The sequence below is a fragment of the Prauserella sp. PE36 genome, assembly GCF_003311655.1.
Taxonomy (GTDB): domain Bacteria; phylum Actinomycetota; class Actinomycetes; order Mycobacteriales; family Pseudonocardiaceae; genus Prauserella_A; species Prauserella_A endophytica.
This window is the reverse complement of sequence record NZ_QEQT01000046.1, coordinates 18,897-43,278: the sequence shown is the minus strand read 5'-3', so window position 1 is coordinate 43,278 and position 24,382 is coordinate 18,897. Positions and strand designations below refer to the sequence as shown.

General features: G+C 66.1%; 23 protein-coding genes. 13 read left to right on the top strand and 10 right to left on the bottom strand.

What is annotated here, in order from left to right; all coding sequences use genetic code 11:
- Positions 1 to 445 precede the first annotated feature (445 nt).
- The 6 genes from DI005_RS08470 to DI005_RS08440 all read right to left on the bottom strand — a co-directional run bounded on the left by DI005_RS08470 (position 446) and on the right by DI005_RS08440 (position 6,754).
- Positions 446 to 754, bottom strand: coding sequence for an ACT domain-containing protein (locus DI005_RS08470; protein ID WP_113641747.1), 309 nt, complete (start codon positions 752 to 754; stop codon positions 446 to 448).
- Complete coding sequence (locus tag DI005_RS08465) at positions 751 to 1,854, bottom strand: Glu/Leu/Phe/Val dehydrogenase (RefSeq protein WP_113641746.1); 1,104 nt, start codon at positions 1,852 to 1,854, stop codon at positions 751 to 753. Before DI005_RS08465 ends, DI005_RS08470 begins: the two co-directional genes overlap by 4 nt.
- Positions 1,855 to 2,667: 813 nt before the next feature.
- Positions 2,668 to 3,870, bottom strand: coding sequence for an acyl-CoA dehydrogenase family protein (locus DI005_RS08455; protein WP_199542677.1), 1,203 nt, complete (start codon positions 3,868 to 3,870; stop codon positions 2,668 to 2,670).
- A 51-nt stretch (positions 3,871 to 3,921) separates the two neighbouring features.
- Positions 3,922 to 4,692, bottom strand: coding sequence for an SDR family oxidoreductase (locus DI005_RS08450; RefSeq protein WP_113641744.1), 771 nt, complete (start codon positions 4,690 to 4,692; stop codon positions 3,922 to 3,924).
- A 122-nt stretch (positions 4,693 to 4,814) separates the two neighbouring features.
- The gene (locus tag DI005_RS08445) at positions 4,815 to 5,684 is read right to left on the bottom strand and encodes a MaoC/PaaZ C-terminal domain-containing protein (RefSeq protein WP_199542653.1); all 870 of its coding nucleotides are present in this window, start codon (positions 5,682 to 5,684) and stop codon (positions 4,815 to 4,817) included.
- 17 nt (positions 5,685 to 5,701) lie between these two features.
- Positions 5,702 to 6,754, bottom strand: coding sequence for a phosphotransferase family protein (locus DI005_RS08440; RefSeq protein ID WP_113641742.1), 1,053 nt, complete (start codon positions 6,752 to 6,754; stop codon positions 5,702 to 5,704).
- Between DI005_RS08440 and DI005_RS08435 the strand changes: the two genes are divergently transcribed.
- The gene (locus DI005_RS08435) at positions 6,753 to 7,904 is read left to right on the top strand and encodes an NADPH:quinone oxidoreductase family protein (RefSeq protein ID WP_369973565.1); all 1,152 of its coding nucleotides are present in this window, start codon (positions 6,753 to 6,755) and stop codon (positions 7,902 to 7,904) included. The two genes, DI005_RS08440 and DI005_RS08435, sit on opposite strands and share 2 nt — an antisense overlap.
- A gap of 54 nt (positions 7,905 to 7,958) precedes the next feature.
- On the top strand, positions 7,959 to 8,609 hold the full coding sequence (locus tag DI005_RS08430; RefSeq protein WP_199542649.1) for a TetR/AcrR family transcriptional regulator: 651 nt from the start codon (positions 7,959 to 7,961) through the stop codon (positions 8,607 to 8,609).
- Positions 8,610 to 8,692: 83 nt separating this feature from the next.
- Here DI005_RS08430 and DI005_RS08425 read toward each other — a convergent pair whose 3' ends face one another.
- The gene (locus tag DI005_RS08425; protein WP_113641740.1) at positions 8,693 to 9,868 is read right to left on the bottom strand and encodes an iron-containing alcohol dehydrogenase; all 1,176 of its coding nucleotides are present in this window, start codon (positions 9,866 to 9,868) and stop codon (positions 8,693 to 8,695) included.
- Positions 9,869 to 10,061: 193 nt separating this feature from the next.
- On the opposite strand from DI005_RS08425, the gene DI005_RS08420 reads away from it, so the two are divergent.
- The 3 genes from DI005_RS08420 to DI005_RS08410 all read left to right on the top strand — a co-directional run bounded on the left by DI005_RS08420 (position 10,062) and on the right by DI005_RS08410 (position 14,179).
- Complete coding sequence (locus tag DI005_RS08420; protein ID WP_113641739.1) at positions 10,062 to 11,663, top strand: AMP-binding protein; 1,602 nt, start codon at positions 10,062 to 10,064, stop codon at positions 11,661 to 11,663.
- A 66-nt stretch (positions 11,664 to 11,729) separates the two neighbouring features.
- Positions 11,730 to 13,127 carry an MFS transporter gene (locus DI005_RS08415; protein WP_113641738.1) on the top strand — a complete coding sequence of 466 codons (1,398 nt, stop codon included), beginning with the start codon at positions 11,730 to 11,732 and terminating at the stop codon, positions 13,125 to 13,127.
- A 287-nt stretch (positions 13,128 to 13,414) separates the two neighbouring features.
- Entirely contained in the window at positions 13,415 to 14,179 is a 765-nt protein-coding gene (locus DI005_RS08410; RefSeq protein ID WP_158559788.1) for an alpha/beta fold hydrolase, read from the top strand.
- Between the two features lie 10 nt (positions 14,180 to 14,189).
- Here the strand turns inward: DI005_RS08410 and DI005_RS08405 are convergent, their stop codons facing one another.
- The 3 genes from DI005_RS08405 to DI005_RS08395 form a co-directional block, all read right to left on the bottom strand.
- The gene (locus tag DI005_RS08405; RefSeq protein ID WP_113641736.1) at positions 14,190 to 14,459 is read right to left on the bottom strand and encodes a hypothetical protein; all 270 of its coding nucleotides are present in this window, start codon (positions 14,457 to 14,459) and stop codon (positions 14,190 to 14,192) included.
- 34 nt (positions 14,460 to 14,493) lie between these two features.
- The gene (locus tag DI005_RS08400) at positions 14,494 to 15,738 is read right to left on the bottom strand and encodes a CdaR family transcriptional regulator (protein WP_158559787.1); all 1,245 of its coding nucleotides are present in this window, start codon (positions 15,736 to 15,738) and stop codon (positions 14,494 to 14,496) included.
- Between the two features lie 380 nt (positions 15,739 to 16,118).
- The gene (locus tag DI005_RS08395; RefSeq protein ID WP_233520060.1) at positions 16,119 to 17,642 is read right to left on the bottom strand and encodes a CocE/NonD family hydrolase; all 1,524 of its coding nucleotides are present in this window, start codon (positions 17,640 to 17,642) and stop codon (positions 16,119 to 16,121) included.
- Here DI005_RS08395 and DI005_RS38915 point away from each other — a divergent pair.
- From DI005_RS38915 to DI005_RS08360, 8 genes are all read left to right on the top strand, one after another.
- Positions 17,641 to 17,820 carry a hypothetical protein gene (locus DI005_RS38915; RefSeq protein ID WP_233520061.1) on the top strand — a complete coding sequence of 60 codons (180 nt, stop codon included), beginning with the start codon at positions 17,641 to 17,643 and terminating at the stop codon, positions 17,818 to 17,820. The two genes, DI005_RS08395 and DI005_RS38915, sit on opposite strands and share 2 nt — an antisense overlap.
- Positions 17,801 to 19,282: an acyl-CoA dehydrogenase family protein gene (locus DI005_RS08390; RefSeq protein ID WP_228713981.1), complete on the top strand. Its 1,482-nt coding sequence runs from the start codon at positions 17,801 to 17,803 to the stop codon at positions 19,280 to 19,282. Before DI005_RS38915 ends, DI005_RS08390 begins: the two co-directional genes overlap by 20 nt.
- Before the next feature lie 62 nt (positions 19,283 to 19,344).
- Positions 19,345 to 19,776, top strand: coding sequence for a nuclear transport factor 2 family protein (locus DI005_RS08385; protein ID WP_112267817.1), 432 nt, complete (start codon positions 19,345 to 19,347; stop codon positions 19,774 to 19,776).
- Positions 19,777 to 19,815: 39 nt separating this feature from the next.
- A complete protein-coding gene (locus tag DI005_RS08380) occupies positions 19,816 to 20,370 on the top strand; it encodes a flavin reductase family protein (RefSeq protein WP_113641732.1) in 555 nt (184 codons plus the stop codon).
- Positions 20,367 to 20,999: a 3,4-dihydroxy-2-butanone-4-phosphate synthase gene (locus tag DI005_RS08375; protein ID WP_113641731.1), complete on the top strand. Its 633-nt coding sequence runs from the start codon at positions 20,367 to 20,369 to the stop codon at positions 20,997 to 20,999. Before DI005_RS08380 ends, DI005_RS08375 begins: the two co-directional genes overlap by 4 nt.
- A 51-nt stretch (positions 21,000 to 21,050) precedes the next feature.
- The gene (locus DI005_RS08370) at positions 21,051 to 21,929 is read left to right on the top strand and encodes a dioxygenase (RefSeq protein WP_113641730.1); all 879 of its coding nucleotides are present in this window, start codon (positions 21,051 to 21,053) and stop codon (positions 21,927 to 21,929) included.
- A 36-nt stretch (positions 21,930 to 21,965) separates the two neighbouring features.
- Positions 21,966 to 23,111, top strand: a complete 1,146-nt coding sequence (locus DI005_RS08365; RefSeq protein ID WP_199542647.1) for a CaiB/BaiF CoA-transferase family protein — start codon at positions 21,966 to 21,968, stop codon at positions 23,109 to 23,111.
- Positions 23,104 to 23,886, top strand: coding sequence for a citryl-CoA lyase (locus DI005_RS08360; protein ID WP_113641728.1), 783 nt, complete (start codon positions 23,104 to 23,106; stop codon positions 23,884 to 23,886). The genes DI005_RS08365 and DI005_RS08360 overlap by 8 nt, the downstream gene beginning before the upstream one ends.
- The last annotated feature ends 496 nt before the right edge of the window (positions 23,887 to 24,382 follow it).

The following is a 24,382-nucleotide window of genomic DNA, read 5'->3' as shown; positions in this document are numbered from 1 at the left end:
GTCCATTCCGAAGCGGACGATCACGTTGCGGACGGCGCAGGGCGGACACGGCGTGGTCGACCGCCGCCCGGGCACGCCCCTCGGCCGTCAGCGAACGACCGACTGCTCCGGATTGCCGCATTTCCCGTCCTACCGGTGCCGCGGCGCGAAGAACCGCCGGTCACGCCCGCCTCGCCCTCGGCGTGGTAGCGCGCGCCCGGCGCTGCGGTGGAGACGGAGACTTGAACCGCTCCCCGGCTCGGCGCAGTGGCCCAGCCCTCCCCCACCGCACACCGGGCGGAACGCAGTCTGCCGGTGGGGATCAGCAGGGCATTACGGTGGGACACGAGGGCCTCGCGGGCGTCAGTGCAGATGTGGTGGTCCACGCCGAACCCGGAGGCCCTCGGTCACGCCACGGTCGTCCCTTCACGTGTCTCTCGCGTTCGCAACCCTCAGGGCAGTGCGGCTAGTCCCAGATCGAGCTGATCGCTTTGGGTGCCTTGGGGCGGACTTTGAGCGTGCTTGGTAGCCGGTTGAGTCGTTTGACGAGCAGGTTCGTCTTTGCGTCGGGTGGGGTGGTGTCGACGACGAGGTGGAGCATCCAGGTCTGGACACCGGTGGGTTCCATGCGGAGTGAGCGCACGGCGTAACGCCGTTGGTGCAGCAGGCTGATGACGCGCAGGACCCCGCCGAATCCGGCGACATGCATGGCGAGGCGTTGCCGAACGAACGCGTCCTCCGTCGTCCTGCTGCGCTCGGAGTCGGCTGCCTTCACGGCGCGACCTCACGCGGCTGCGGCGCGGTGGCCTGGTTCGGCCTCCAGCTGCCGCGCGGGCGGCTGATCTCGGCGATGCGCTGTTCGGCGAGGTGGTCGGCCGCCCGGGCCGGTGTGATGTCGTGGTCGGTTGCCATGGCGAGGATGCGCTGGCAGGTGTCGAAGATCTTTTCCGCGCGGGCGCGGGCGCGCCGTTCGTCGAAACCGGCGATCTCGTCGGCGACCTGGATCAGCCCTCCGGCATTGACCACATAGTCCGGCAGGTAGAGGACGCCGTGGTCACGCAATAGCGTGGCGATCCCGGCGTGGGCGAGCTGGTTGTTCGCACCTCCGCACACGATCTCTGCCCGCAGAGCGGGAACGGTCTCGTCGTCGAGCACTCCGCCGAGAGCGCAGGGCGCGTAGACATCCAGGTCTCGGGCGAGGAGTTTCTGCGGGTCCTCGGCCTCGATGTCCGGGTGGCGGGCGCGGAGTTGGTCTACGGCGGCATTCGCCACGTCGGCTACGACGATCGACGCGCCATCGGCGATGAGGTGTTCGGCCAGTCTGCGACCCACTTTGCCCGCGCCCGCGATCCCCACCCTCCTGCCGCGCAAGGACGGGGTTGCCCAGGTGTGCGCGGCGGCCGCGCGCATCGCCATGAAGACGCCGAACGCGGTCAGTTCCGAGGAGTCGCCTGCTCCGCCGTGTGTGCGTGTCCTGCCTGTCACGAACCGGCTTTCCCGGGCGATCACGTCCATGTCGTCGGGGAAGGTGCCGACGTCGCAGGCCGTGTAGTAGCGGCCTGCCAGGGATTCCACGAACCTGCCGTAGGCACGCAGCAGCGGCTCCGTCTTCAGCTTGGCAGGGTCACCGATGATGACCGCCTTGCCACCACCCAGATCCAGGCCCGCGCACGCCGCCTTGTAGGTCATGGCGCGCGAGAGCCGGAGAACGTCGCTGAGCGCGTCATCCTCGGAGCTGTACGGGTGGAACCTGGTTCCGCCGAGGGCGGGCCCGAGCGCGGTGGAATGGATCGCGATGATCGCGTGCAGTCCGCTGGCTCGATCGCGGCAGAATACGACCTGTTCATGGTCGGCGGACTCGACAACACCAGACATTCTTGGCTCCTTGTGGGAGTGGAGGATCCGCCGGAAGGGTGCCGGCGGCATCCGACAACACTGCCCCACCTCAGCAGGGCGGGGTGCTGGACCAACAAAAAAACCTCCCGTGCGAATGGCACGAGAGGTAGGCGCAGGCGGTGATTCGTCAGCCTGCGCCGCACATAATGATCAAACCGAAGACCATGGACCTACCATAGTTCGAGCCCCCCGACGTGGCAAGCGCGGGGGCAGAAGTTCCCCGACGGACTCGATGGCATGCCGGAGGGAGCCGAGAGCGACGTCGGAGAGCTCTCCCATCCGGCACCGACACGGCAGGGCCCATGGGCCACGCTCCGTCTGGCTGCCATACAGCGCTACCACAGGGTCGGTCCACGTCTTCGACGGATGACGTCGTTTGGCCTGGAGAGATCCGACAAATGCTTGATGCTGCGCGGCTCCATGCGTCTCCACAATGGGTGTCATCGTGCGTGGTCCGCGTCGCGCATTCTGTAACGCGAGGGAGTGGGTCTATGGCCACGGATGTCGTCGTGATCGGGTCCGGGGGTCGTGGGTGCCTCGATCGCGCTGGAACCTGCTCGGCGCGGCTGGCGGGTGACGGTCGTCGGCAAGGCCGGAGGAGCGCGGGACACAGCTCCACGGCTGCGTCGAGCACGGTGGTGCGATGCAACTTTTCCAAGGGCACCGCGAGCGCCGAACAGGTTGTAGAGCGTGCCGTGGCTCACCCCTGCCCGCAGGGCGACGATCTTCCCGATCTCGAGGGGTCTGGGGCGCATTGGTGTGTCGATGCGTCCGGCGCGGCACTGTGGATGTTCACGATCGATGTCTGCGGAGTTCCTGGCGGGCGATCGTTCGCTTGTGGACCTCGTCTGGGCCGTCGGCGAGGCGGAGGGTGCGCACGTGCGCATAGGCTTGCGCGAGTGGGAAGTCGGCGGTGACGCCCGCGCCACCGTGTACCTGGATCGCCCGGTCGATGACCTTGAGGGCGACCTGGGGGGCCGCTACCTTGATCGCGGCGATCTCCGTGCGGGCGCCCTTGTTCCCGGCGGTGTCCATCATCCACGCCGCTTTGAGGGCGAGTAGCCGCACCTGTTCAAGATCGATGCGTGCTTCGGCGATCCAGTCTTGGACATTGGCGCGTTCGCTGATCGGCAGCCCGAAGGTAGTGCGGGAGTCCGCTCGGCGGCACATTGCCTCCAGCGCGCGTTCGGCCATGCCGATCGTGCGCATGCAGTGGTGGATACGTCCAGGCCCCAACCTCGCTTGGCTGATGGCGAATCCCTCGCCCTCGCCCTTCAGCAGATCGGTCGCCGGAACGCGGACGTCGTCGAACAGGATCTCGGCGTGGCCCTCACGGTCGGTGTAGCCGAAGACGGGAAGACTACGGACCACTGCGACGCCCGGCGTGTCGATCGGAACGACCATCATGGACTGCTGACGATGCGGGGCCGCATGTGGATCGGTCTTGCCCATGACGATGAGAAGCCTGCAGTTGGGGTGCATGGCGTTGGTCGCGAACCATTTGTGTCCATTAAGGACGTAGTGGTCGCCGTCTCGGACCATGCGTAGTTCGATGTTCGTTGCGTCCGAACTGGCGACGGCAGGTTCGGTCATGGCGAACGCCGAGCGGATGGTCCCCTGCAGGAGCGGCTTGAGCCACTTCTCGCGGTGCTCGTCGGTTCCGAAGAGATCGAGGATCTCGATGTTCCCGGTGTCCGGCGCGGAGCAGTTACAGGCTTCGGGCGCCAGGTGGCTGCGGCCCAGGATCTCACAAAGGGGCGCGTACTCCACGTTCGTGAGCCCCGGCGACCCCCATTCCTCGCTCTTGTGTGGATGAAACAAGTTCCATAGTCCACGTCGACGAGCTTCGGCCTTGAGCTTCTCCATGATCTGTGGATAGTGGTGGGGGTTCCCGGCCTGGCGCATCTCCTCCTCGTAGCTGGCCTCGGCCGGATAGACGTGCGTACTCATGAAGTCGAGCAGCTCGGTGTGGTACCACTTGGTGCGCTCCGTCATCTCGAAGAAGGACACTCATACCTCCGCGGGAAAGGTTCACGAATTGTCTGGTCAGCGGGTGGTGGAGATGCCGCCGTCGACGGGCAGCACGGCTCCGGTCACGTAGGAGCCGGCGCGGGAGGTCAGAAAGACGGCCGCACCGGCCATGTCGTCCGGCCTGCCGATGCGGCCTAGTGCTGAGCTGGCGACGAACTCGTCGGTCCGCTCCTCGAGTGTCCTGGCCATCATCTTGGACTCGAACGGACCGGGCGCGATCGCGTTGACGGTGATGCGACGTGGCCCGAGTTCGGCGGCGAGGACTCTGGTCAGCTGGTGCAGTCCGGCCTTACTCGACGAGTACGAGTAGGTGGGCATGCCGGGGGGCCGCAGGCCGTCGATGGATCCGATGTTCACCACGCGTGCGGGGTCGTCGAGGCTCGCGGTCCTCGTCAAGCAGGGCAGCATTGCTCGGGTGAGATAGAAGGGACCCTTGAGGTTGAGGTCCAGGACCTTGTCCCAACCCGAGGACGGGAACTCGTCCAACGGCGCATTCCAGACCGCCCCGGCGTTGTTGACCAGGATGTGCAGATCATCGGCGCGCCGGCTGACCACCTCGGCCAGCCGCAGGCACTCGTCTTCGCGGGACAGGTCCGCAGGCACCGCCGACACCGGGCCCAGTGGGGACAGCGTGCGGACCGCCTCCTCGCACGCCTCTGCCTTGCGTGAGCTCAGGATCACTCTGGCGCCTGCCGACAGCAGTCCGCGGGCGATCATCAGGCCGATGCCGCGCGTGCCCCCGGTGACGACGGCGGTCCGGCCGGAAAGGGAGAAGAGGTCGTTCATGTCAGCCTCCTGAATGGGACGTCGTGTTGGTGCGCTGCGGTGAGGGGCGTCAGCAGGCGGAGTAGCCCGTCGAGGGCTGTCCTGCCGTAGTGCATGCCGCTCTCCTCGACCTTCGCTGTTGTTCATGGGTTGTCGAACGTGATGAGGCCGTCCGAGATCGACGGCGTCCCGTCCGCTGCGCGGACGTCGAAGGCGATGGAGTTGTCGGTTACCCGGGCGGCGTTCACCGCCAGCGTCATGCCGGGAAAGACCGGGCTGGTGAAGCGGCAGTCGATGCCGGTGATGTCACCGGTCCTCGGAAAGACGGCGGCGCGTGTGACAGCCGAAACCGCTCGGGCGAGGGTTTCCGTGCCGTGGAGCACCGTGTTGGGTAGTCCCGCGGCGCGGGCGATTCGGACGTCGGTGTGGATGGGGTTCCAGATTCTGGTGCATTCGCTGTACACGACGGCGTTGGTCGCGTCGACCACGAAGGTCGCGACGCGGGTAAGTCCGGCCGTGACGTCCAACCCGGGTTCTCGTTCCGGGCTGGGTTCTTTCACGCCCTCGAGCCGGGCCCCGCGATAGAGTGTGCCCAGCTGGGTGGTGACGATCGGTTTCCCATCGAGAGTTACGGTGCGGAACTCGGTGGTGATACGCACAGAAGTGCTACCGGCCTCCGCCCGGTACAACCGGGCTTCCGTGCGTACTACCTGGCCGGGCCGCAATGGTGCGTACATCCGCATCCGGTGTGACACGTGCAAGCCCAGTCGAAGGGTTGCCGCCGACAGGTCGATTCCCGGGGCCCCGTACTCGATCAGCGGCCATTCGACGCAGACGGGGAACACGGGGTGGCCGACGATGCCGCCGTCGTGGTCGAGGTCGAAGAACTCTGCGCGGGTGTCGCCGACCGCGACCGTGAAGGCTCTTAGCCAGCGTTCGTCGATGCGGTGCTCGGCTGTCCGAAGCAGCCCAGGGCTGTCCGGGCTCAGCACCCGGATTACGTGATCTGTCAACGTCACAGCGTCCGTCCCTACTTGCTCTTGAGCTGACGTAACCCGCGCCCGACCAGAGCTCGAACGGCGTCGTCGAGCCCCAGCTCGTCCCGCTTCGCCATGTGTCCGGCCCGGAAGCGAGCACCGACTCCCTCGAGGATTACGGCCAGCTTCATCGCGCCCATGCCCAGGTAGAAGTTCAGGTGGTGGAGATCTCTGCCGCTGAGCGCGGCGTATCGGTCAGCGACTTCGGCCGCTGTCAGAAAGCCCGGACGAGCCGTCACCCCTGCCGCGGCAGGGATGAGTGCCCGCTCCTGGTCATCCAGGTCGTGCCAGTAGGTCAGCGCGAGACCGAGGTCGCCGAGGGGATCGCCGAGAGTCGACATCTCCCAGTCGATGACGGCCTCAACGCGTGGGTCGCCGCCCTGGAGACCGACGATCATGTTGTCGAGCCGGTAGTCGCCGTGCACGATGGAGATGTCGTTGACCGGCGGGATTCGTTCCGTGAGCTCGTCCATGAGCCGGTGCATATCGTCCACCTGCCGCTGCCGCACGCGGTCCCATTGACGGCCCCACCGGCGCACCTGGCGTTCGTTGAACTGCTTACCTCGGCCGAAATCCCCGAGCCCGACCTCGTCCGGCGTGATGGCGTGCAACCGCGTGAGCGTGCTGACGAACGTCTCTGACAGTTTCGTCCGCTGATGGACCTCGAGCCCACGAGTGTCCTCGGCGGAGCGGAGCACAACTCCATGAACGTCGGACATCACGTAGAAGGTGACGCCGATGACGGAATCGTCGGTGCACAGCGCCAGTGGTTCCGGCACGGGCACGCTCGTGGGGTGGAGTGCGGTGAGGAGCCGCCATTCGCGGCGCATGTCGTGCGCGCTGGGCAAGACGCCGCCGAGTGGGGGCCGGCGCAGGATCACGGACTGGTCTCCGAACGTCAGCCGATAGGTCAAGTTGGAAAGTCCTCCCGAGATCACCTCGGCGCGCCAGTGGCCGAACTCGAAACGGTCTCCAAGGGTCGATGCCAGCCATCGGTCCAGCCGGCCGCGAGGTAGTCCGACAACCTCGACGTTGTCTCCGCTCATGTCTGTGGGCTTCCTCCTCCGGCGGCCGCAGCGGCAACGTGCGGTCGACGAGCTTGTTCGAGAACTGAACAGTCGGTACAGTAACAGAGTCTCGCGGAGGTTGGGTCCACAACTTTCAGCGACCGCCAAAAAAACCGTACGGACGGTACACTTTCAAACGCTAGGGAGCACAGTGCGCGCGATCCAGATTTCCTCACTCGACGGCCCCGCTGCGGTGGAGTTGGTCGAGGTCCCCGAGCCGGAAGCCGCCGAGGACGAGATCACCATCGACGTGAAAGCCGTGGGCGTCAGCTTCGTCGATGCGCTCATGACACGTGGCCAGTACCAGATACGGCCAGAGCTGCCGTTCATCCCCGGGGTCGAGGTGGCCGGTGTCGTCCGCTCGGCTCCCCGCGGCGCATCGGTCAAGCCGGGTGATCGGTGTGCCGCCTACGTGCCGCGCGGCGGGTATGCAGAGGTCGTCGTGGCCAGGCCGGCGGTGACGTTTGCGCTGCCCGACGAGCTGTCGTTCCAGCAGGGTGCGGCATTCGCGATGAACTTCCAGACCGTGCACTTCTCTCTCGTCCGCCGTGGTCGGCTCAAGCCTGGTGAGCACGTGCTGGTACACGGCGCCGCCGGAGGCATCGGCACGGCGGCGATACAGGTCGCGAAGGGCCTTGGCGCGACGGTCACCGCTGTCGTCGATTCGACGGCCACCGTGCCGGTCGCCGAGTCCGCCGGCGCCGACCACGTCGTGGTGGCTGGAGATCGCTGGGCCGACGCAGTGCGAGCGAATGCCGCCGGTGGCGTCGATGTGACGGTGGATCCGGTCGGAGGCGAATACTTCGCGGATTCGATCCGGCTGCTGCGTCCCGAAGGACGTCACCTGGTGATCGGCTTCGCCGCCGGCGGGATCCCGGAGATCGCCGTGAACCGGCTGCTCCTCAAGAACATCGAGGTCGTCGGTGTGTACTGGGGCGGCTTCATCGAGCAGGACGACACCATCGCGGCCACCTCCGCCGCGGAGCTCACCCGGCTCGCCCGCGACGGGTTCGTCCGCCCGGTCGTGGGCGGTGTGTATCCGCTGGCCGATGCCGCGAAGGCGCTGCACGCGATGGAGGACCGCACCACTTCCGGAAAGGTCGTCCTCGACGTAGGTACCATTGAATAGCCACGTCCGGAGCGACGTGTCGGCTCCTCGATCGATCAGCGAAGGAAGCGCTACATGGCTGTGAAAGCCGGCATGACGTCGCGGCGCTCGAACCGCGCGGGCGTAGAAGCGAGGCAGCGCATCATGGAAGCCGCCGTGCGACTGTTCGCCGAGAACGGCTACCACGCCACCGGAATCGAGATGATCTCCAACGAGACCCAGATCGGCCGCGGGGCGATGTACCACCATATCGGCAGCAAAGAGGCCCTACTGTTCGAGATCTGCCACACGCGGATGTCCGACCTGCTGACGCAATCAGGTCGGATCGTGGCGATGGACACCACCTACGAGGAACGGTTCCGCGAACTGATGAGGTCGACGATGCGCAACCTCGCCGAGCACGCGCTGGAATGGACGGTTTCGTTCCAGGAGTTCAAGGCGCTGACCGGCCAGCGGCGCGCTGTGATCCAAGACGCGCGGGACAGGTACGAGAACATGGTGGCCGAAATCCTTGAAGGTGGAGCCAAGGCGGGTGAGTTCCGGCCGTTGGACCCCCTTGTCACCAAGGGCATTCTTGGCCACTACAACTACTCGTATGCGTGGATACGGCCGGACGGCGAGCGTACCCCCGAGGAGATCGCGGATCTGTTCACCGACACGCTGCTGAAGGGCGTGCTCGATCCCGGCGGCAAGGCTTCGGCCACCCACGAATCGGATCGCGCGTAGCGGACAGGAACAAGAGCGGGGCCGGCTGATTGCCGGCCCCGCTGTTGTCTCATCGGCTGCTCACGCCGTCGATGCCCATGACCTCACCAGACGGCCTCCAGAAGTTCATAGATCACCGCTTCGTCGACCGTCCGGGGCGACTCGCGGACCACGATGTCCCCCAGCGCTGCCCGCGCGACACCTTTCATCTTCTCGCGTCCGACACCGAAGTCGGAGACTCGCCGGGGCACCCCGAGCTCGTCGAGGATCCGCTCCAGGCGATCGGCCGCGGGGAGATCCAGGCCGTCGCCCTGGACCTGCGCCAGCGACCGTGCCATCCGAGCCTGCTCCTCGGAAGTCACCGGTTCCAAGAAGCGCATCACGTGGGGCAGCATGATGCAGGAGGTCACCCCGTGCGGGATCCCGACCGCACCGAGCTGATGACCGATGGCGTGGGACAGGCCGAGCGAGACGTTGTGGACCCCGATGATCGACATCCAAGCGGCCTGGAGGCAGTTGAGCGCCGCCTCGTGATCCTGAGGATCTCGGACGGAGCGCGGAAGATACTCGGCGAGGATCGTCAGTGCGCCGTTGGCCAGTGCGGTGGTGAACGGGTGGGCATTCTTGGCGTAGGCGGTCTCGACAGCGTGATCCAGGGCCCGAACGCCGGTGGTGGCCCACAGGTCGCGCGGCGTGTGGGCACAGAACTCAGGATCGAGGAAGACCGCTCGCGGCGTGGCCTCGAGGTAGACGGTCAGGTCCTTGGTATCGCCGGACTCGTCGACAGATCCTGCGAAGCCGTCCCACTCGGCCGCCGACAATGTCGTCGGGACGGCGAAAACCGGCATGGGGGTGCCAGTGAGCGGACGTTGCCTGATGGTGTTCGGGTACTCGAACTCCAAATAGTTGCGCGCGACATCCTCAACCGAGTCCGAACCCTCACAGATGCCGATCGCGGCCAGCTTCGCGGCATCGCACGGTGAACCGCCCCCCACCGCGACGAAGGCGTCCGCGTTCGCGGTCCGGGCTTCTTTGATCAACTCCACGATCAACGCGACCGGATTGTGCGCCTTGACGCGGTCGAACGTTCCGACAACCCGATCACCCAGGTCAGAGGCCAGCCTCGCGAACGCACTGCCCGACCCGACGGACGTGCCGGTCACGAGAAACACACGCCTCAGGTCCCGCCGCTCGAGCTCGGCGCTGATCTCGCGCACGGCCCCGGCACCTTGCACGACAGTCTCGACCCGCGGCATCTCGAACTTCACGATCTCAGGCATGGCTCAACCTCCAGGTTCGCACGTCATTGTGGGCAGCCTGATCAGACGCCGCGGAAAACTGTACCGGTCATCCGGTACAGAGTCCAGCACACCCGGAGCGGTAGCACGGGCTTGACGAGCGTGTATCGCACATGTAACTGTACCGGTCATTCGGCAAATATGCCGTGGGAGTGCGGGCGGAAAGGAGCACACCGTGTCTGTGGATCCGAGAGTCCCTCCCCGCGAGGAGCTTGTCCTGAGATATCTGCTCGAGCGCCGAGCCGCCGAGGACCCGAACAAGATCTTCGCGATCTTCGACGGCGGACCGACCTGGACCCGGGAAGAACTGTTGCGTCAGGTGCGGCAGACGGCAGCGGCCCTGGAGGAACTGGGCGTGCGGCAGTTCGACAATGTGGTCTGCTGGCTGCCCAACGGGCCGGACGTTCTGCGGTTCTGGTTCGCCATCAACTATCTCGGCGCGGTGTTCGTGCCGATCAACACGGCATATCGCGGCAGCCTGCTTGCGCACGTGCTCGACAACTCCGACGCCGAACTCATCATCGCGGACACGAACCTGCTGCCGCGACTCGCGGACATCGAGCGACGCGGCAAAATCCATCGCGCCGTGCAGGTCGGCGGTGATGACCGGCTCGATGTCGACGGCATCACGGTCGTGCGCGCCGAGGAACTCACCATCGGCCGAGGCGAGCCGTCAGGACCACCGAGTCCGGTGGAACCCTGGCACACCCAGGCGATCCTCTACACCTCGGGCACGACAGGCCCATCCAAAGGAGTCCTGACTTCCTACATGCAGGCGTGGTCGGCGTTCGGCCCGGAGACGATGCCGATCATGACGGCCGACGATCGCTTCCTCATCAACATGCCGGCATTCCACGCCGGCGGCTCGACCCTGCTCTACGCGATGCTGCTCAACGGTGGCTCGGTGGCCGTCGTCGAACGTTTCAGCGGAGAGCAGTTCTGGCGGCAGATCCGCGAGACCGACAGCACCATGGTGTTTCTCCTCGGCGTGATGGCCAGCTTTGTCGAGCGCCGCCCGCCGACCGCGGACGACGCGAACAACACGCTCAAGAAGGTCTTCATCGTTCCCCTCCTCGACGACATCGCCGCATTCTCACGACGCTTCGGAGTGGACGTCTACACCATCTACAACATGACCGAGCTGTCCGCTCCGATCATCTCCGGTCCGAATCCCACACAGAAGGCAACCTGCGGCAAGGCCCGTCCGGGTGTGGAGATCAGACTGGTCGACGAGGCCGATCGCGAGGTGCCGGTCGGTGACGTCGGCGAGATCATTATCCGCACGGACGCTCCATGGGCGCTCTCCCATGGATACTTCCGGATGCCCGAGGCGACAGCCAAAGCGTGGCGCAACGGCTGGTTTCACACCGGCGACACCGCGCGCAAGGACGCGGACGGCAACTACTACTTCGCCGACCGGCTCAAGGACGCCATCCGGCGCCGTGGCGAGAACATCTCCTCCATGGAGGTGGAGGCTGAGATCATGGCGCACCCTCAGGTCAGAGAGGCAGCCGTCATCGCGGTCCCCAGCGAGATCTCCGAAGACGAAGTCATGGCGGTGATCGCTCCCGTCCCGGGAGAGACGATCGATCTCGCCGAGCTGATCCGCTTCCTCGAACCGCGCATGGCCTACTACATGGTCCCCCGCTACATCCGGATCATGGACGAGCTTCCCAAGACCCCGACCTCGAAGATCCAGAAGAACGTGCTGCGCGACATGGCAGTCACTGGCGACACGTGGGATCGCGAGAAGGCCGGCGTGGCGGTGACGCGGTGACATCGGCTGACGCGCGCTATCCAACCGACGCCGGGATCGAAGCCCATTCCACAGGGGAGTCGCGAAATGACCGATCTTGACCCGGCACTTCCGCAGAACCGACGCGCCATCATCCGCATCACGGCAGCGAGCTCGATCGGCACGGTGGTCGAGTGGTACGACTTCGCACTTTACGGCGCGGCGTCGGCACTGATCTTCGCACCACTGTTCTTCCCATCAGGTAACCCGGTGGCCGGAGTGCTTGCCTCGTTCGCGGTGTTCGCCGTCGGCTTCGCGGCCCGGCCACTCGGCGGGCTACTCGCCGCTCACTTCGGGGACCGGTACGGGCGCAAACCCATCCTGATCGCGACGATCTGCCTGATGGGCGGCGCGACAATGGTGATCGGTCTACTCCCGACCTACGACACTGCCGGCATCTGGGCACCCATCTTGCTGACGGTGACCCGCCTGCTCCAGGGTCTGGGCGCGGGAGCCGAGTTCGCCGGCGCGGTCACAGCCGTGTCAGAGTTCACCCCTCCTGGGCGGCGAGCCTTCTTCACCTCCATCAGTCAGGCCGCGGTGGCGCTGTCGTTCATCCTCAGCACCGGCACCTTCGTAGTCCTCTCGCTGATCCCAGTCGAAACCCTGCACGCCTGGGCATGGCGGGTGCCCTTCCTGGCCAGCGCAGTGATCTTCCTGGTCGCGCTGTACATCCGTCGGCGTGTGCAAGAAACCCCGGCCTTCAAAGCAGCCAAGAGGGCCGCCGAACGACACGGCGCCTCAGAGAAGTTGCCCATCACACAAGTACTCAGGGAGCGGCCCCGAGCACTACTGGTCGGAATCGTCTCCGGATTCGGTCTGGTCAACGCGGGCTATCTGGTCAACACGTTCGCGCTGAGCTACATCACCGATACGCTGGAGCTTCCGGCCCTGACAGCAACGGTGAGCCTGCTGGTCGCCGCCGGACTCAGTCTCATCACGATTCCCTTGTTCGGAGCCCTGGCGGACCGCATCGGCCGACGTCCGGTCTACATCGGTGGCGCGGTCTTCGCGGCCGCCTTCGCGGCACCCTTCTTCATGCTCCTCGGAACCCGAACCCCAGCCTTCGTGATCGTCAGCATGACCGTCGCCTACTCGGTCGGCTACGGGGCGATGGCCGGAGCTCAATCAGCCTTCCTCACCGAGCTGTTCCCAACGCGCTATCGCTTCACCGGCGTGGCAGCCGCCCGAGAAACGACGGCGATGCTTCTCGGTGGCACAACGCCCTTCATCGCGGCGGCGTTAGTCAGTGCAGCCGACGGCCAGGCGACCCTTGTCATCATCTTCGTCATTGCCTGCCAGGCGCTGACGGTCCTCGCCCTGCTGTGCGCCCCGAGGCCGGCACCGGACGCAACCTCGGAGATCACCTCGCCTGATCGAGCCGCCGACAGCACAGCACCTGGCCAGTCGCGAAACGACTCCGACCCTGTCGGTAGCGGAGGTTGAGCAGCACCGCAATCAGGTGGTGACTCGGTAGCCCGTTCGGTTGCACGCATGAATGGAGTTTAGGACTGCGTCGACGACGTCGACGCAGTCCTGAACAGACGTTGTCGGCCCCAGCGCGGGTGGCTGCCTGGGCGCCGCGGTGGCATTGCATGTGGAGCCGTGAGGCCAACATCCAGAGCTGGCAGACATGGCTCGGCGAGGACCTCGGTACCGACCGGGCTCGCCCTGCGCCGCGCCGATGTCAACATACGTTGACGAGCGTACCGACGTCAACGTATGTTGACATCATGGTGATCGAGAAGATGGTCGACGTTGGTGGGCATGAGATCTGTGCGCAAATCCTGGGCTCCGGGCCGACGGTGGTGCTGGACGGTGGCGGAGCGGGTCAGGGGCTTGGCACTTGGGGGCCGGTACCGGAGCGGCTCGCCGATTTCGCCACGGTGGTGACCTACGACAGGGCCGGGGTAGGCCGGTCTGGCGGCACGCAGGCGCGGTCTCTCGCGGAGCAAGCCGACGCCCTACGCCGGATGCTTCGCGGTCTGGAACTCCGCCTGCCCGCGGTGTTCGTGGGCTGGTCGTACGGCGGGCTCGTCACCCAGGTGTACGCGGCCCGGCATCCCGACGACGTGGCGGGGCTGGTCTTCGTCGACCCGACAGCCGCCGGAACACCTCCGGGCTCCGCACTGGTGCGGAGTCTCTCGTTCGATGTCGCGGCATGGTTGCTGCGTGCGCGGGCGGCACTCGGGGGCCGGAAATCACGTGCGCTGCGCGAACTGGCCGTGACACTGGGCGGGATGCAGGACGCGATGGCCGAGGCCAAGAGCACACGCGAGGAGTACGGACTGCCGCCCGTGCCGATCCGCGTGATCGCCGCGGGCAAGCGGCCTCGGATGCCCCGCGCGCAGCTCGACCACCTGACCGCCGATCACGAGGCCCTGGCCGGACGGTCCCCGCAAGGACGTGTTCTGGTGGCCGAGCACGCGAGCCATCAAGTGCCCTACGAACAGCCGGAGACGATCGTCGAGGCGGTCCGCGAAGTCCTGGCCGGATGACGTCCGGACATCAGTCCGGAGTGAAGGCGTCCCGGTGGTCCTCCACCCACGCGGCGAACGTGGTGGCGGGCCGGCCGAGGATCGTGGTCACGTCGTCGGTGAGTACGGCATTGCCTCCCGCGCGAGCCCAGGACATGCCGGTGACGGCCGTCTCGACCGCCGCGGGCTCGGCTCCGTGGTGCGCCATTCGCTCCCGCACGACATCGAGCGAGATGTCCACAGTGGAGACCGGCCGGCCAGCGCAGACCAGTGGCCAATCCTCGTCCGCGACCTTCCCCATAGCAACACATCCTGGATGCTCGTTCTCGAGCTTGTCATCGCGGTCCCGGCAGGACGGCATCGCCCAGTGCCTGGGCGAGTAGCAGGGCGGCGTGTAGCTCGAAGCGCCGCTGCCCTACTTCGTGGCCGAGCATGGCCTCGGCCTTCTTGACGCGATAGGCGACCGTTCCCCGTGCTAGATGTAGGTGCGTGGCGACGGTGCTGATGCTGCGCTCCTGCTCCAGGTACTGGAGGAGGGTTTCGCGTAGGGCGGCGGTGACCTGGCTCGTCGAGTCGGCCAGCGGACCCAATTCGCGTTCTACGAAGTTTCGGGCACTGTCGATGTCCTCGGCCAGCAAGGCAATGGCAGAGATCTCCGCGTAGCTGGTCACGGGGGCGGCTCGGTCGCCGGCGAGCCGGGCCAGCCGCTCTGCGCGGGTAGCCTGCTCGTGGCTGCGGCGGAAGCCGTCTACCCCACGCCCGGGCAGGCCCAGTGCGATTCGGATGTCGGCGTGGATCGGTGGCGCGGGCAGGGTGGCCGGGTCCGCGTCGTTGGCGATGGTGCCCCAGGCCCAGAGCGCGGAGCTCCCGATCGGCACGGCGAGCGTGGCCGTAGCTCCCCGAGCGCGAAGCTGGGCTTCGGCGATGCGTTCCAGGGCGGACACCTCGCCGGGCGAGTTGGCCCAGGCGACGAGCGCGAGGTGGCAGCGGTCGAGGTCGTAGCCCAGTACCGAGGAGGCTGCGCGCACCTCGAGCTCGTCACCGGCGAGGATCTGGTTGACGGTTTCCGCGCGGGCCGCCGCGGCACTGGTAATCCAGCGGTCGCGCTCGGCGAGGAACTCGGTGACCATGGAGCCGGAGAAGGCGTCGATGTATCCGAAGAGGTCCTCCGATACGGCTTTCATCTCATCGGCGACACGGTCCGGGTCGACGAGTGCTTCACAGGCGGTGAGGAATGCCTGGGCCATGCCCGCGTGGCCGAGTCGGATCCCGCGAAGGACCTTGTCCAATGCGATGCCGCGGCGCACGAACTCCCGGTCGCCCTCGAGGGCTTCCTCGGTGATCGGGCTCAGCTGTACGTCAGGGAACGCGAGTAGCACCATTGCGCGCAGGGTGGAGGACTCGGTACCTTTGCGCAGGATTTGAAAGGGCCCTTCGCCACCTCCGAAGGCAGGGATCTCCCGGGTGATCGTCGTGGCCATCTCCCGGCCCACCTCGATGGCCCAGCAGACCGGGGACTCGCCGACGTGCGAGATCGTTTCGGCGATTGTCGCGGGTGAGCTCGCTGCGGCGCTGGTCATGTCAGGACCGCGGGGTTTCAGATCGAGCAGCCATTCCCGACCAGCCGCAGGACGTTGTGTTGTCATGGCTTCGAGACTCTCTGGACCGAGGGCGTTTCGACCATGTCGGCCTCCAACTTGCGGTTCCGCTCATCCAGGCGCCCACGAACACGTAGCCTGACCAGCTGTAGCATAGGCGCGCCACGTTCCCCGGGCATCCGCGCGTTTCTTCCCTGGGACAGAGTCGCTGGTCAGTTCTCTACAACAGGGTGCACGGTACCGGGCGGCTGCGATTTACACGCCCGTGTGAATCGCGGTGGGAGCAGGGACTGACAACAGCCGGACCTCGCACGATGAACGGTCGAATCGTTTCGTGCGAGGCCCGGAGGGACGCGTCCTGGTCAGGCAGTCGGCGGGACGCGGGGGATCAACAGACGTGAGGCCCGGTCGCCTCCGGTGTGGAGAACGTGGCGGCCGGTGTTGACCAGGGCAGCGTGCCTCTGCGCGAACAGGCCGTCGTCGTAGGCGTTGAGGTCGTGCCCCTGGACGACCAAGCGCAGGGTCTCGCCTGCATGGAAGAGCGTGCCGGAAGGCCAGATCTCGATGTCGACGGGCACGACCTCCCCGGGACTCAGCGGTAGGTCGCGCTGGTGGCGCAGCACGGGGCGCTCGGGGGTGGAGACGGCTTCGTCGAGCTCGCGCCGCGACACCCGTAGCCAGCCCAAGGCGACGTGGCCGTCGTCGAAGGTGGAGAAGAAGGGGAAGTTGACCTCGTTGCCGTCGGTGTCCAGTTTTTCCACGCCGACGAAGAGGTCCATATCGGTGGCGCCGTCGGCCTCCACCCAGAGCCGGAGTGCCATTCCGCCGACCAGTTCCGTGTCCTGGTCGAACCGGTGGTCGAACACGGCTCGGCCTTCGAGGGCATCGTATTCGAGGCGGCCCCTCGAAGCTGGGGCGTGAGAGAGCAGGCCTCCGCTGTCCGCGTCCAGGTACAGCGGGGTGTACTCGACGCGTTTGAGTGGCCACTCGCTCTCAGCTCGGACCTCTCCGGTGTAGGCCCGGTCCCGGACCTCGAGACGGACCGTGGGCCACTGCGCGACCTCGGTGGCATTGCCCTTCAGCACGTGGTCGAAGAAAGCGAGCTGACGAGGCAGGCTGTCCTCGGAGTAGTAGTAGGCCCATTTCTTGCGACCGTGGACCTCAAGCCACTTGTTCGGCGAAGAGATGCGGCGGAAACCTTCGAGGGTGCCTCGGGTGTGCAGCCCGTGATCGGACCAGCTGGCCACGACGTAGGCGGGCACGTCGATCTTCTCGAGATCGGCGACCTTGGACTTCCAGTAGTCGTCGTAGAACGGGTGATTCATGGCGTTGGTGGCAACGTCCTCGACCTGGCCGTGGGTCTTGGCGATGAGCGGGCCGAGCAGTGGCAAGAATTGGGTCTCCGGGATCCCGCCGTGGGTAGCCACTTCGTAGTAGGGGTCGTGGAACCCCTCGAACGGGTTGATCGCGGCGAGGTGCGGCGGGCGCAGTGCGGCGACGTTCCACTGGATGACCGAATACCAGGACACCCCCGACATGCCCACCTTGCCAGTGCTCCACGGCTGGACGCCGGCCCATTCGATGAGGTCGTAGCAGGCAGCGGCTTCGCCGGGGCCGAACATCTCGACGTCGCCCTCCGATCCCCAGGCGCCGCGCGCGTCCGCGATGATGACCGTGTAGCCGTGCGCGGTCCAGTACGCCGGATCGGGCGTTTCGAACGCGGTGTAGGGAGAGAGCCGCTCGAGGTCGATGTCGTGACCGGGCCAGTTGCGCCACTCAAGCGCACCGTGCTTGCCGTACGGCGACCAGGCGATCAGCACCGGTGTGGGTTCGTCGGAGTCGGCGGGGGCGTACCGGTCGACCAGTAGCCGCAGGCCATCGCGCATGGGAACGGAGACGTTGCGCTCGATGCGCATCCCGTTCTCCATCGAGCTGCTCGGCTCAGCTCCCGGCCAGCCGGCCTCCTCTGGAGGAATACCGCGAGTGAAGACGTACAGCGACGGCTCGGCGTTCATGGTGGCTCCTGCTCCCTCGTTGGACCTGGATGCGCTGGGCGCCCAGTAAAGGGCGCGATCCGGCGAGCACGCTTGGTCTGCCGATTCAAAGCTCACGCGACCGCTTGTATCCGCGTTCAAGTCAACTGGCGAACAGGAACAGCAGTACAACGCCCGCGCCGGAATCTGATCCCCCGGGACAAGCCCGCGGACGGGTCGGAGCCCTGTACTACGTCGCAACCCGTTGTGCAGCTCACCGGTCACTGCACCGCGGCCCTCACGACCGGTCACAGCTACTCGAAGAGGAGAGCCTGATGACGACCTCTGCCGAATCCGCGCCCGTGGTGAGCGTCGACGAACCGAACACCCAGGAATTGGTGCGTCGAGTCGCCGAGCTACAGCCGCTGCTACGTGCCAACGCCGCTCAGGCGGAGGCCGACCGACGGGTGCCGGACGAGAACATCGAGGTCCTGCGTGAGGCGGGGGTCTTCCGGATCATGCAACCGCGCCGCTGGGGCGGGCTCGAGACCGACTTCACCACCTTCATGAAGATCAGCGAAGAGATCGGCCGGGGTGACGGCTCGACCGCTTGGGTCAGTGCACTGATGAACGTGTGCAGCTGGTTGATCGGGCTGTACCCCGAGCAGGCTCAGCGCGAGGTGTGGGGCGTGGACCCCGAGGCCCGTGCGTGCGGCGTAGTCGCCCCCACAGCGGAGACCCGCGCCGTCGACGGCGGCCAGATCGTCTCGGGATCGTGGGGGTTCGCCTCGGGATCCGCGCATTCGGCGTGGGCGCTACTCGGGATTCCCGTCGTCGATGCTTCAGGACAGCAGGTCGATCAAGGTCTGGCCCTGATCTCGATGAGCGACCTGACGGTCAAGGACACCTGGTTCGTCGCCGGCCTCCGGGGAACCGCGAGCAACACCCTGGTCGCCGAGGAGCTGTTCGTGCCCGACCACCGCATCCTGTCGGTCGGTAAGGCCCTTGGCGGTGAGTACGGCACCGAGCACAAGGAAGAGGCGCTCTACCACTCCGCTTTTGTCCCTGTCCTGGCGCTCATCCTCGTCGGGCCGCAGATCGGGATGGCACGCGCAGCGCTCGATGTCGTCTCCGAGAGCCTCGCCAAGCACAAACCGATCTCCTACACCTTCTACGAGGACTCGGCCGCGGCGCCCACGACGCAGCTGAACCTCGCCGAGGCCACGCAGCTGATCGACACCGCACACCTTCACGCGATGCGCGCGGCATCCGACGTCGACGAGTGGGCCTCGTCTCTGAAATACATGGACCGGCTCACGCGCACCAGGGTTCGGATGGACACCGGATACATCGCCCGGCGCTGCCGCGAGGCGATCGACCTGCTGGTGAGCATCGCAGGGGCGAGCTCGTTCGGCGAGAAGAACCCGCTGCAGCGCATTTGGCGAGACCAGGAAACCGGCAGCCGCCACGCCGTCGTCAACCCCTCGATCGCCGCCGAGATCTACGGACGCGAGCTGCTCGGCCAGCAGGACCAGATCACACCTCTGATCTGAGGAGAAGAACGATCTGCTGCTGGTCAAACGCACTCAGACTCACGCGGGAGGCATCGGCCGACATGAATCGGATCCGCGAAACAACGGCCCGTGCGGAGGTCCGGGCGGTGGCGGAGCAGCTCCTCTACACCTACGCCGCTGCCGCCGACGAACTGGACATCGAGACCCTGACCGAGCTGCTGTCCGAGGCTCAGGTCAATTTCGCAGGCCGCGCCGGCACAGGTGCGGAGTTCGTGGCGAGCCTGTTCGGTGACCTGTTCGCGAACGCTCCGCGCGTACGCCACCTGGTGAGCAACGTCAGGGTATGGGAGGCCGTGGACACCGCCGGCGCGATCAGTTGCTCGGCGACGTGCCGATACACCCGGTGGAGCTACGAACCGCAACCCGAACTGCTCAGCATGGGCGACTACTCCGCGCGCTTCATCGAAGCGGAGGGACAGTGGTCGTTCCAACGCTTCCAAGTCGAGCCCTTGTGGAGCGCTCCGCCCCGCTGAAACGACACTCGCTCAAAGGCGGCAAGCTCAGGAGGACTCATGAACACCCCTTCACACACCGCTCCGGATACAGTGCACCCCAGCGAATTCCGACGTGCGATGCGCAACGTCCCCACCACGGTAACCGTCGTGGCCACCATGAACGGCGACCAGCCGATCGGCATGGTCGTCGGCACGTTCACAGCGATCTCCATGGACCCGCTGCTCGTGGGCTTCTTCGGTGATCACCGCTCCAAGACGCTCACAGAGATCACAGCCGCCGATCGCTGGAGCTTCAGCGTCCTGCATCAGGACGACGCCTTGGCAGCCGAGGCTTTCCGTGGGCCGCCGGAAAGCAGGTTCTCCGCACTCACCTGGGATGTCTCCGATTTCGGCACGCCGTTGATCAGGGGCGCGATGATCACCATCGAGGCGATCAACGACTCGGTCGTCCGCATCGGCGATCACGACCTCGTGACCGCCAAGGTGATGTCCCTTCGCGAGGGCGATCGTTCGCGGCATCCGCTCGTGTACTTCCAGGGCAGGATGACGAGGCTGGATCCCGAGCAGGTCTCCCATTCCGGAGGCACGATCCAGGCGGGGAGGTCACGATGACCGCCGTGGCTTCCGCGGAGGCCTTGATGATCAAGGACCTGCAGGTGGTCGCCGACCTCGCCGCGGGCAAGCCCGTCGTGCTGTACGACCGCGAGCAGTGCGCGGCCACTCTCGTCATCGCCGCAGCCACAGCCTCAGCGGATGTGATCGCCTTCGCGGTGCGGCACGGATCAGGCCTACTCACCGTGGCACTTCCAGAGCAGGACTGCGACCGTCTCGGACTGACGCGCATGATCGGGGCCGGCTGTCACTCCTCGTTGCGCGATGGCCGGGTCACCGTCGACGCGGCAGAGGGCATCAGCACTGGCATCTCGGCCACTGACCGAGCGCGCACCGTTCGACTTCTCGGCCGTCCTGAGACCAAACCTGACGACCTCCACCGCCCCGGCCACGTCATGACGACCGCAGTTCCGCCTTCCTGCTGTTCCTGCGGCCAACCATCGGCACCATCGAGCGCGACGGTCGCCCTCGAACTAGTGCGCACGAGCGGACTGCGTCCGGCCGCCGCGCTGACCCACCTCGTGCATCCCGATTCCGCGGAGTTGCTCGACTACGACAATGCCCTCCAATTTGGACATACGTACGGGTTGCAGGTCGCTGACTCCCTCGAGCTTCTCACCCACACCTGAGCAGTATTTCGCGCTGCTCAGCACAACCCCACAAACCGAGGAGCACCAACCATGGCCTTCGTCAACGAAGACAACCTCACCGAACTGGCCACGGCGCGTTGGGCCACAGCCCAATCACCCCGCCTCGCCCAGGTGATGACGGCGTTGGTCCGCCATGTCCACGCATTCGCCCGCGAGGTGAACCTCTCCGAGGAGGAATGGCAGGCGGCGATGGACTGGCTGGCCGCGACTGGCCGGATCAGCGACGAGAAACGACACGAGTTCATCCTCGCCTCGGACGTCGTCGGTCTCAGCACGCTGGTCGTGCAAATGAACAACCAGTTCTCAGCCTCGGCGACGCCCGCCACCGTGCTCGGCCCGTTCCACATCGACGGATCGCCCGCACTGTCCTACGGCGAGGACATGTCCGACGGGCTTCCGGGGACTCCCCTGTTCATCACCGGCCGCGTCACCGACCTCGACGGCAAGCCCGTGCCGAATGCACTGCTGGACATCTGGCAGGCCGACTCCGACGGATACTACGAGGCCCAGCTGTCCGAAATCGACGAGGCACGGCTTCGTTCGAAGTACCGCACACGAGAAGACGGCACCTACTGCGTCCGCACCATCGCCCCGCTGGGCTACTCCATCCCCCTCGACGGCCCCGTAGGCGACCTGATCGGCAAAACCGAGATCAGCCCGTTCAGGCCCGCCCACATCCATTTCCTCATCGACCAACCCGGCTACCGCAAGCTCATCACCCACCTGTTCCAGGAAGGAACCGACTATCTCGAGTCCGACGTGGTGTTCGGCGTGAAGGACGCGCTGATCGTCCGGTTCGAAACCAAGCAGCCCGGTACGGCACCGGACGGCAGCCAGGTCGACACACCCTACCTGCACGCCACCTACGACTTCGTCCTCGAGCCCACCGGGGACACGGCGACGCGCTGACCACACCTCAGACAACGACGCAAGAAGGATGAAATGATGACTGGTCCGCTCGAGGGCCTGCTGGTCGCGGATTTCTCGCGGATCTTGGCAGGCCCGTACGCGACGATGTTGCTCGCCGACATGGGTGCCGACGTGGTGAAGGTCGAAGGGCCACGCGGTGACGACACGCGCAGCTGGATGCCTCCGGTTCGCGACGGGGTGTCCACCTACTATCTCGGCATCAACCGAGGTAAGCGGTCGATCGCACTGGACCTGGGTGACGAGGCCGACGCGCAGGTCGCGCGAAGTTTGGCCGAGCGCGCGGATGTGCTCATCGAGAATTTCAAGCCGGGTGGCCTCGGTAAGTATGGCCTGGACTTCGACACCGTGCGCGAGTCCAATCCGGGCATTATCTACACGTCGATCACCGGTTTCGGCTCGGGTGCGGGCAAGCACGTGCCTGGTTATGACCTGATGGTCCAAGCGATGTCCGGTCTGATGAGCTTGACCGGTGAGCCCGACGGCTTACCATATCGGGCCGGGATCTCGGTGTTCGATGTGATGGCCGGCAACCACGCGGCCATCGGCATCCTGGCAGCATTGCGCCACCGCGATGCGACCAGTGTTGGCCAGCACGTCGAAGTCAACTTGCTGTCTTCGGCGCTGACAGGCTTGGTCAACCACAGCTCCGCCTACGTGGCAGGCAACACGGTGCCCTACCGGATGGGAAACGCACATCCGAGCGTCTTTCCGTACGAGCCGCTGCCCACCGCGGACAACGATCTCGTCGTCGCCGCCGGCAACGACGCTCAGTTCCGCAAGCTGTGCGATGTGCTCCGGATTCCCGACGTCGCCGACGACCCCCGGTTCGCCCGCAACGCCGACCGCACCGCCAACCGTGAAGAACTGCGCCCGATCCTCACCGCGAAACTCAGCGAACGCGGCGCACTGGAGTGGTTCGGGCTGCTCACCGAGGCCGGCGTCCCCAGCGGGCCGATCAACACCATCGATGGTGGCTTCGCGATGGCCGAGCGGTTCGAGCTCGACCCCATTGTCGAGGTCGGCGACGGGGAGCGCGCCGTGCCGACCACGCGGCACCCGATCCGGTTTTCCGAAACACCGGCGTCCTACCGCTTGCCACCGCCGGAACTGGACGAACACGGCGCAGAGATCCGCACGTGGCTGGAGGAGACCGATGCCTGAGTACCCGACCGCACTAGGCGCATCGTCGCTGGAAAAGATCACCTTGCTGGGCCAGGACCTGGCCCAGGACATCATGGGCAACACCTCCTTTGGTGAGCTGGCATTCTGGCTGGCGACCCAGCGCAAACCCCAACCCAGCGAAGTTCGCGTGTTCGAAGCGGTACTCGCCGCCCTGGCCGATCACGGCTTCACACCCACCGCGATCGTGACCCGCCTGACCCACCTGTCAGCCCCCGACTCGATTCAGGGCGCACTCGCCGCCGGACTGCTCGGCGGCGGCTCACGCTTCCTCGGCGTCACCGAGGACACCGGCCGGTTCCTCCACGACGTACTCGCCGCAGCGGACCAACAACCGAACAACGAAGCCGGTTGGGACGAGCTCGCCCTGCGGACCGTGCGAGCCGAACGCGCAGCCAACCGCATAATTCCCGGACTGGGCCACCACGTCCACAAGAACGGCGACCCCCGCACCCCTCGCCTGTTCGAAATCGCCCGCGAGGAGAACCAGTTCGGCCCCCACCTGGAGCTGTTCGAGGCCATCGGCCGCACACACCCACAGGTCCTCGGCAAAACCCTGCCCCTGAACGGCGCCGGTGTCTGCGGCGCCGCCCTAGCCGACCTGAACCTCCCGCTAGAGCTACTGCGCGGATTCGCACTGCTGGCCAGAACCGCCGGACTCATCGGCCAACTCGCGGAAGAACTCCACACACCAGTCGCCAACGAGATCTTCCTGTCCATCGACCTCAACAACCGCCCCATCCCCCCTCGGGAGTAAGGACACTCGCGAGACAAGCACGCCGCCCAGATCATCACCACCTCCGGCAAGCCAAGCCTGGCGCGCTCGCTCAGCCGGACAGCACACGTGTCCCAGCACCCAATGCCTTGTTCAGCCGGGGCATGGGCAGCATGCGACGTCAGTAGGGTGGGCGTCCGGCGTTTGAAGGCGATCCGCAGGCCGACCTGCTCCTCATCGCCCAACCGGCCTCGCGAAGGACTGGCAGGACTAGGCACGGCGACGTGCGCACGTGACTGCAACACGGTGGTTCACACAGGGTCACAATCGACGGACACCATGCCGGAGAAGGCTCACGCTTTGCCAGTCCGGCACGCTACGGGGTCAGCTACAACTGACCAAGGCGGACCGTGGCAGGGTCCGGCTGCCCCTGTCCCCTTGTGCGGTAACCGGCTACGTGTCTGTAGCGCTGGTGAGGCTCACCAACCGGATGCAGAGCGAGCCGCGGCGGTCGGCTGCACCCGCGACGCCATCGCCC

What these genes read in the sequence shown, in the direction of transcription:
- DI005_RS08380 (WP_113641732.1), top strand. Translation starts at nt 19,816, where the DNA reads ATGAACACCCCTTCACACACCGCTCCGGATACAGTGCACCCCAGCGAA.
- DI005_RS08425 (WP_113641740.1), bottom strand. Translation starts at nt 9,868, where the DNA reads ATGCCTGAGATCGTGAAGTTCGAGATGCCGCGGGTCGAGACTGTCGTG.
- DI005_RS08450 (WP_113641744.1), bottom strand. Translation starts at nt 4,692, where the DNA reads ATGAACGACCTCTTCTCCCTTTCCGGCCGGACCGCCGTCGTCACCGGG.
- DI005_RS08385 (WP_112267817.1), top strand. Translation starts at nt 19,345, where the DNA reads ATGAATCGGATCCGCGAAACAACGGCCCGTGCGGAGGTCCGGGCGGTG.
- DI005_RS08405 (WP_113641736.1), bottom strand. Translation starts at nt 14,459, where the DNA reads ATGGGGAAGGTCGCGGACGAGGATTGGCCACTGGTCTGCGCTGGCCGG.
- DI005_RS08360 (WP_113641728.1), top strand. Translation starts at nt 23,104, where the DNA reads ATGCCTGAGTACCCGACCGCACTAGGCGCATCGTCGCTGGAAAAGATC.
- DI005_RS08395 (WP_233520060.1), bottom strand. Translation starts at nt 17,642, where the DNA reads ATGCGCGATGGCCTGCGGCTACTGGTCGACCGGTACGCCCCCGCCGAC.
- DI005_RS08370 (WP_113641730.1), top strand. Translation starts at nt 21,051, where the DNA reads ATGGCCTTCGTCAACGAAGACAACCTCACCGAACTGGCCACGGCGCGT.
- DI005_RS08440 (WP_113641742.1), bottom strand. Translation starts at nt 6,754, where the DNA reads ATGAGCGGAGACAACGTCGAGGTTGTCGGACTACCTCGCGGCCGGCTG.
- DI005_RS08415 (WP_113641738.1), top strand. Translation starts at nt 11,730, where the DNA reads ATGACCGATCTTGACCCGGCACTTCCGCAGAACCGACGCGCCATCATC.
- DI005_RS08465 (WP_113641746.1), bottom strand. Translation starts at nt 1,854, where the DNA reads ATGTCTGGTGTTGTCGAGTCCGCCGACCATGAACAGGTCGTATTCTGC.
- DI005_RS08430 (WP_199542649.1), top strand. Translation starts at nt 7,959, where the DNA reads ATGGCTGTGAAAGCCGGCATGACGTCGCGGCGCTCGAACCGCGCGGGC.
- DI005_RS08410 (WP_158559788.1), top strand. Translation starts at nt 13,415, where the DNA reads ATGGTGATCGAGAAGATGGTCGACGTTGGTGGGCATGAGATCTGTGCG.
- DI005_RS08375 (WP_113641731.1), top strand. Translation starts at nt 20,367, where the DNA reads ATGACCGCCGTGGCTTCCGCGGAGGCCTTGATGATCAAGGACCTGCAG.
- DI005_RS08455 (WP_199542677.1), bottom strand. Translation starts at nt 3,870, where the DNA reads ATGACGGAGCGCACCAAGTGGTACCACACCGAGCTGCTCGACTTCATG.
- DI005_RS08400 (WP_158559787.1), bottom strand. Translation starts at nt 15,738, where the DNA reads ATGACCAGCGCCGCAGCGAGCTCACCCGCGACAATCGCCGAAACGATC.
- DI005_RS38915 (WP_233520061.1), top strand. Translation starts at nt 17,641, where the DNA reads ATGGGAACGGAGACGTTGCGCTCGATGCGCATCCCGTTCTCCATCGAG.
- DI005_RS08390 (WP_228713981.1), top strand. Translation starts at nt 17,801, where the DNA reads ATGCGCTGGGCGCCCAGTAAAGGGCGCGATCCGGCGAGCACGCTTGGT.
- DI005_RS08365 (WP_199542647.1), top strand. Translation starts at nt 21,966, where the DNA reads ATGACTGGTCCGCTCGAGGGCCTGCTGGTCGCGGATTTCTCGCGGATC.
- DI005_RS08435 (WP_369973565.1), top strand. Translation starts at nt 6,753, where the DNA reads ATGTCTGTGGGCTTCCTCCTCCGGCGGCCGCAGCGGCAACGTGCGGTC.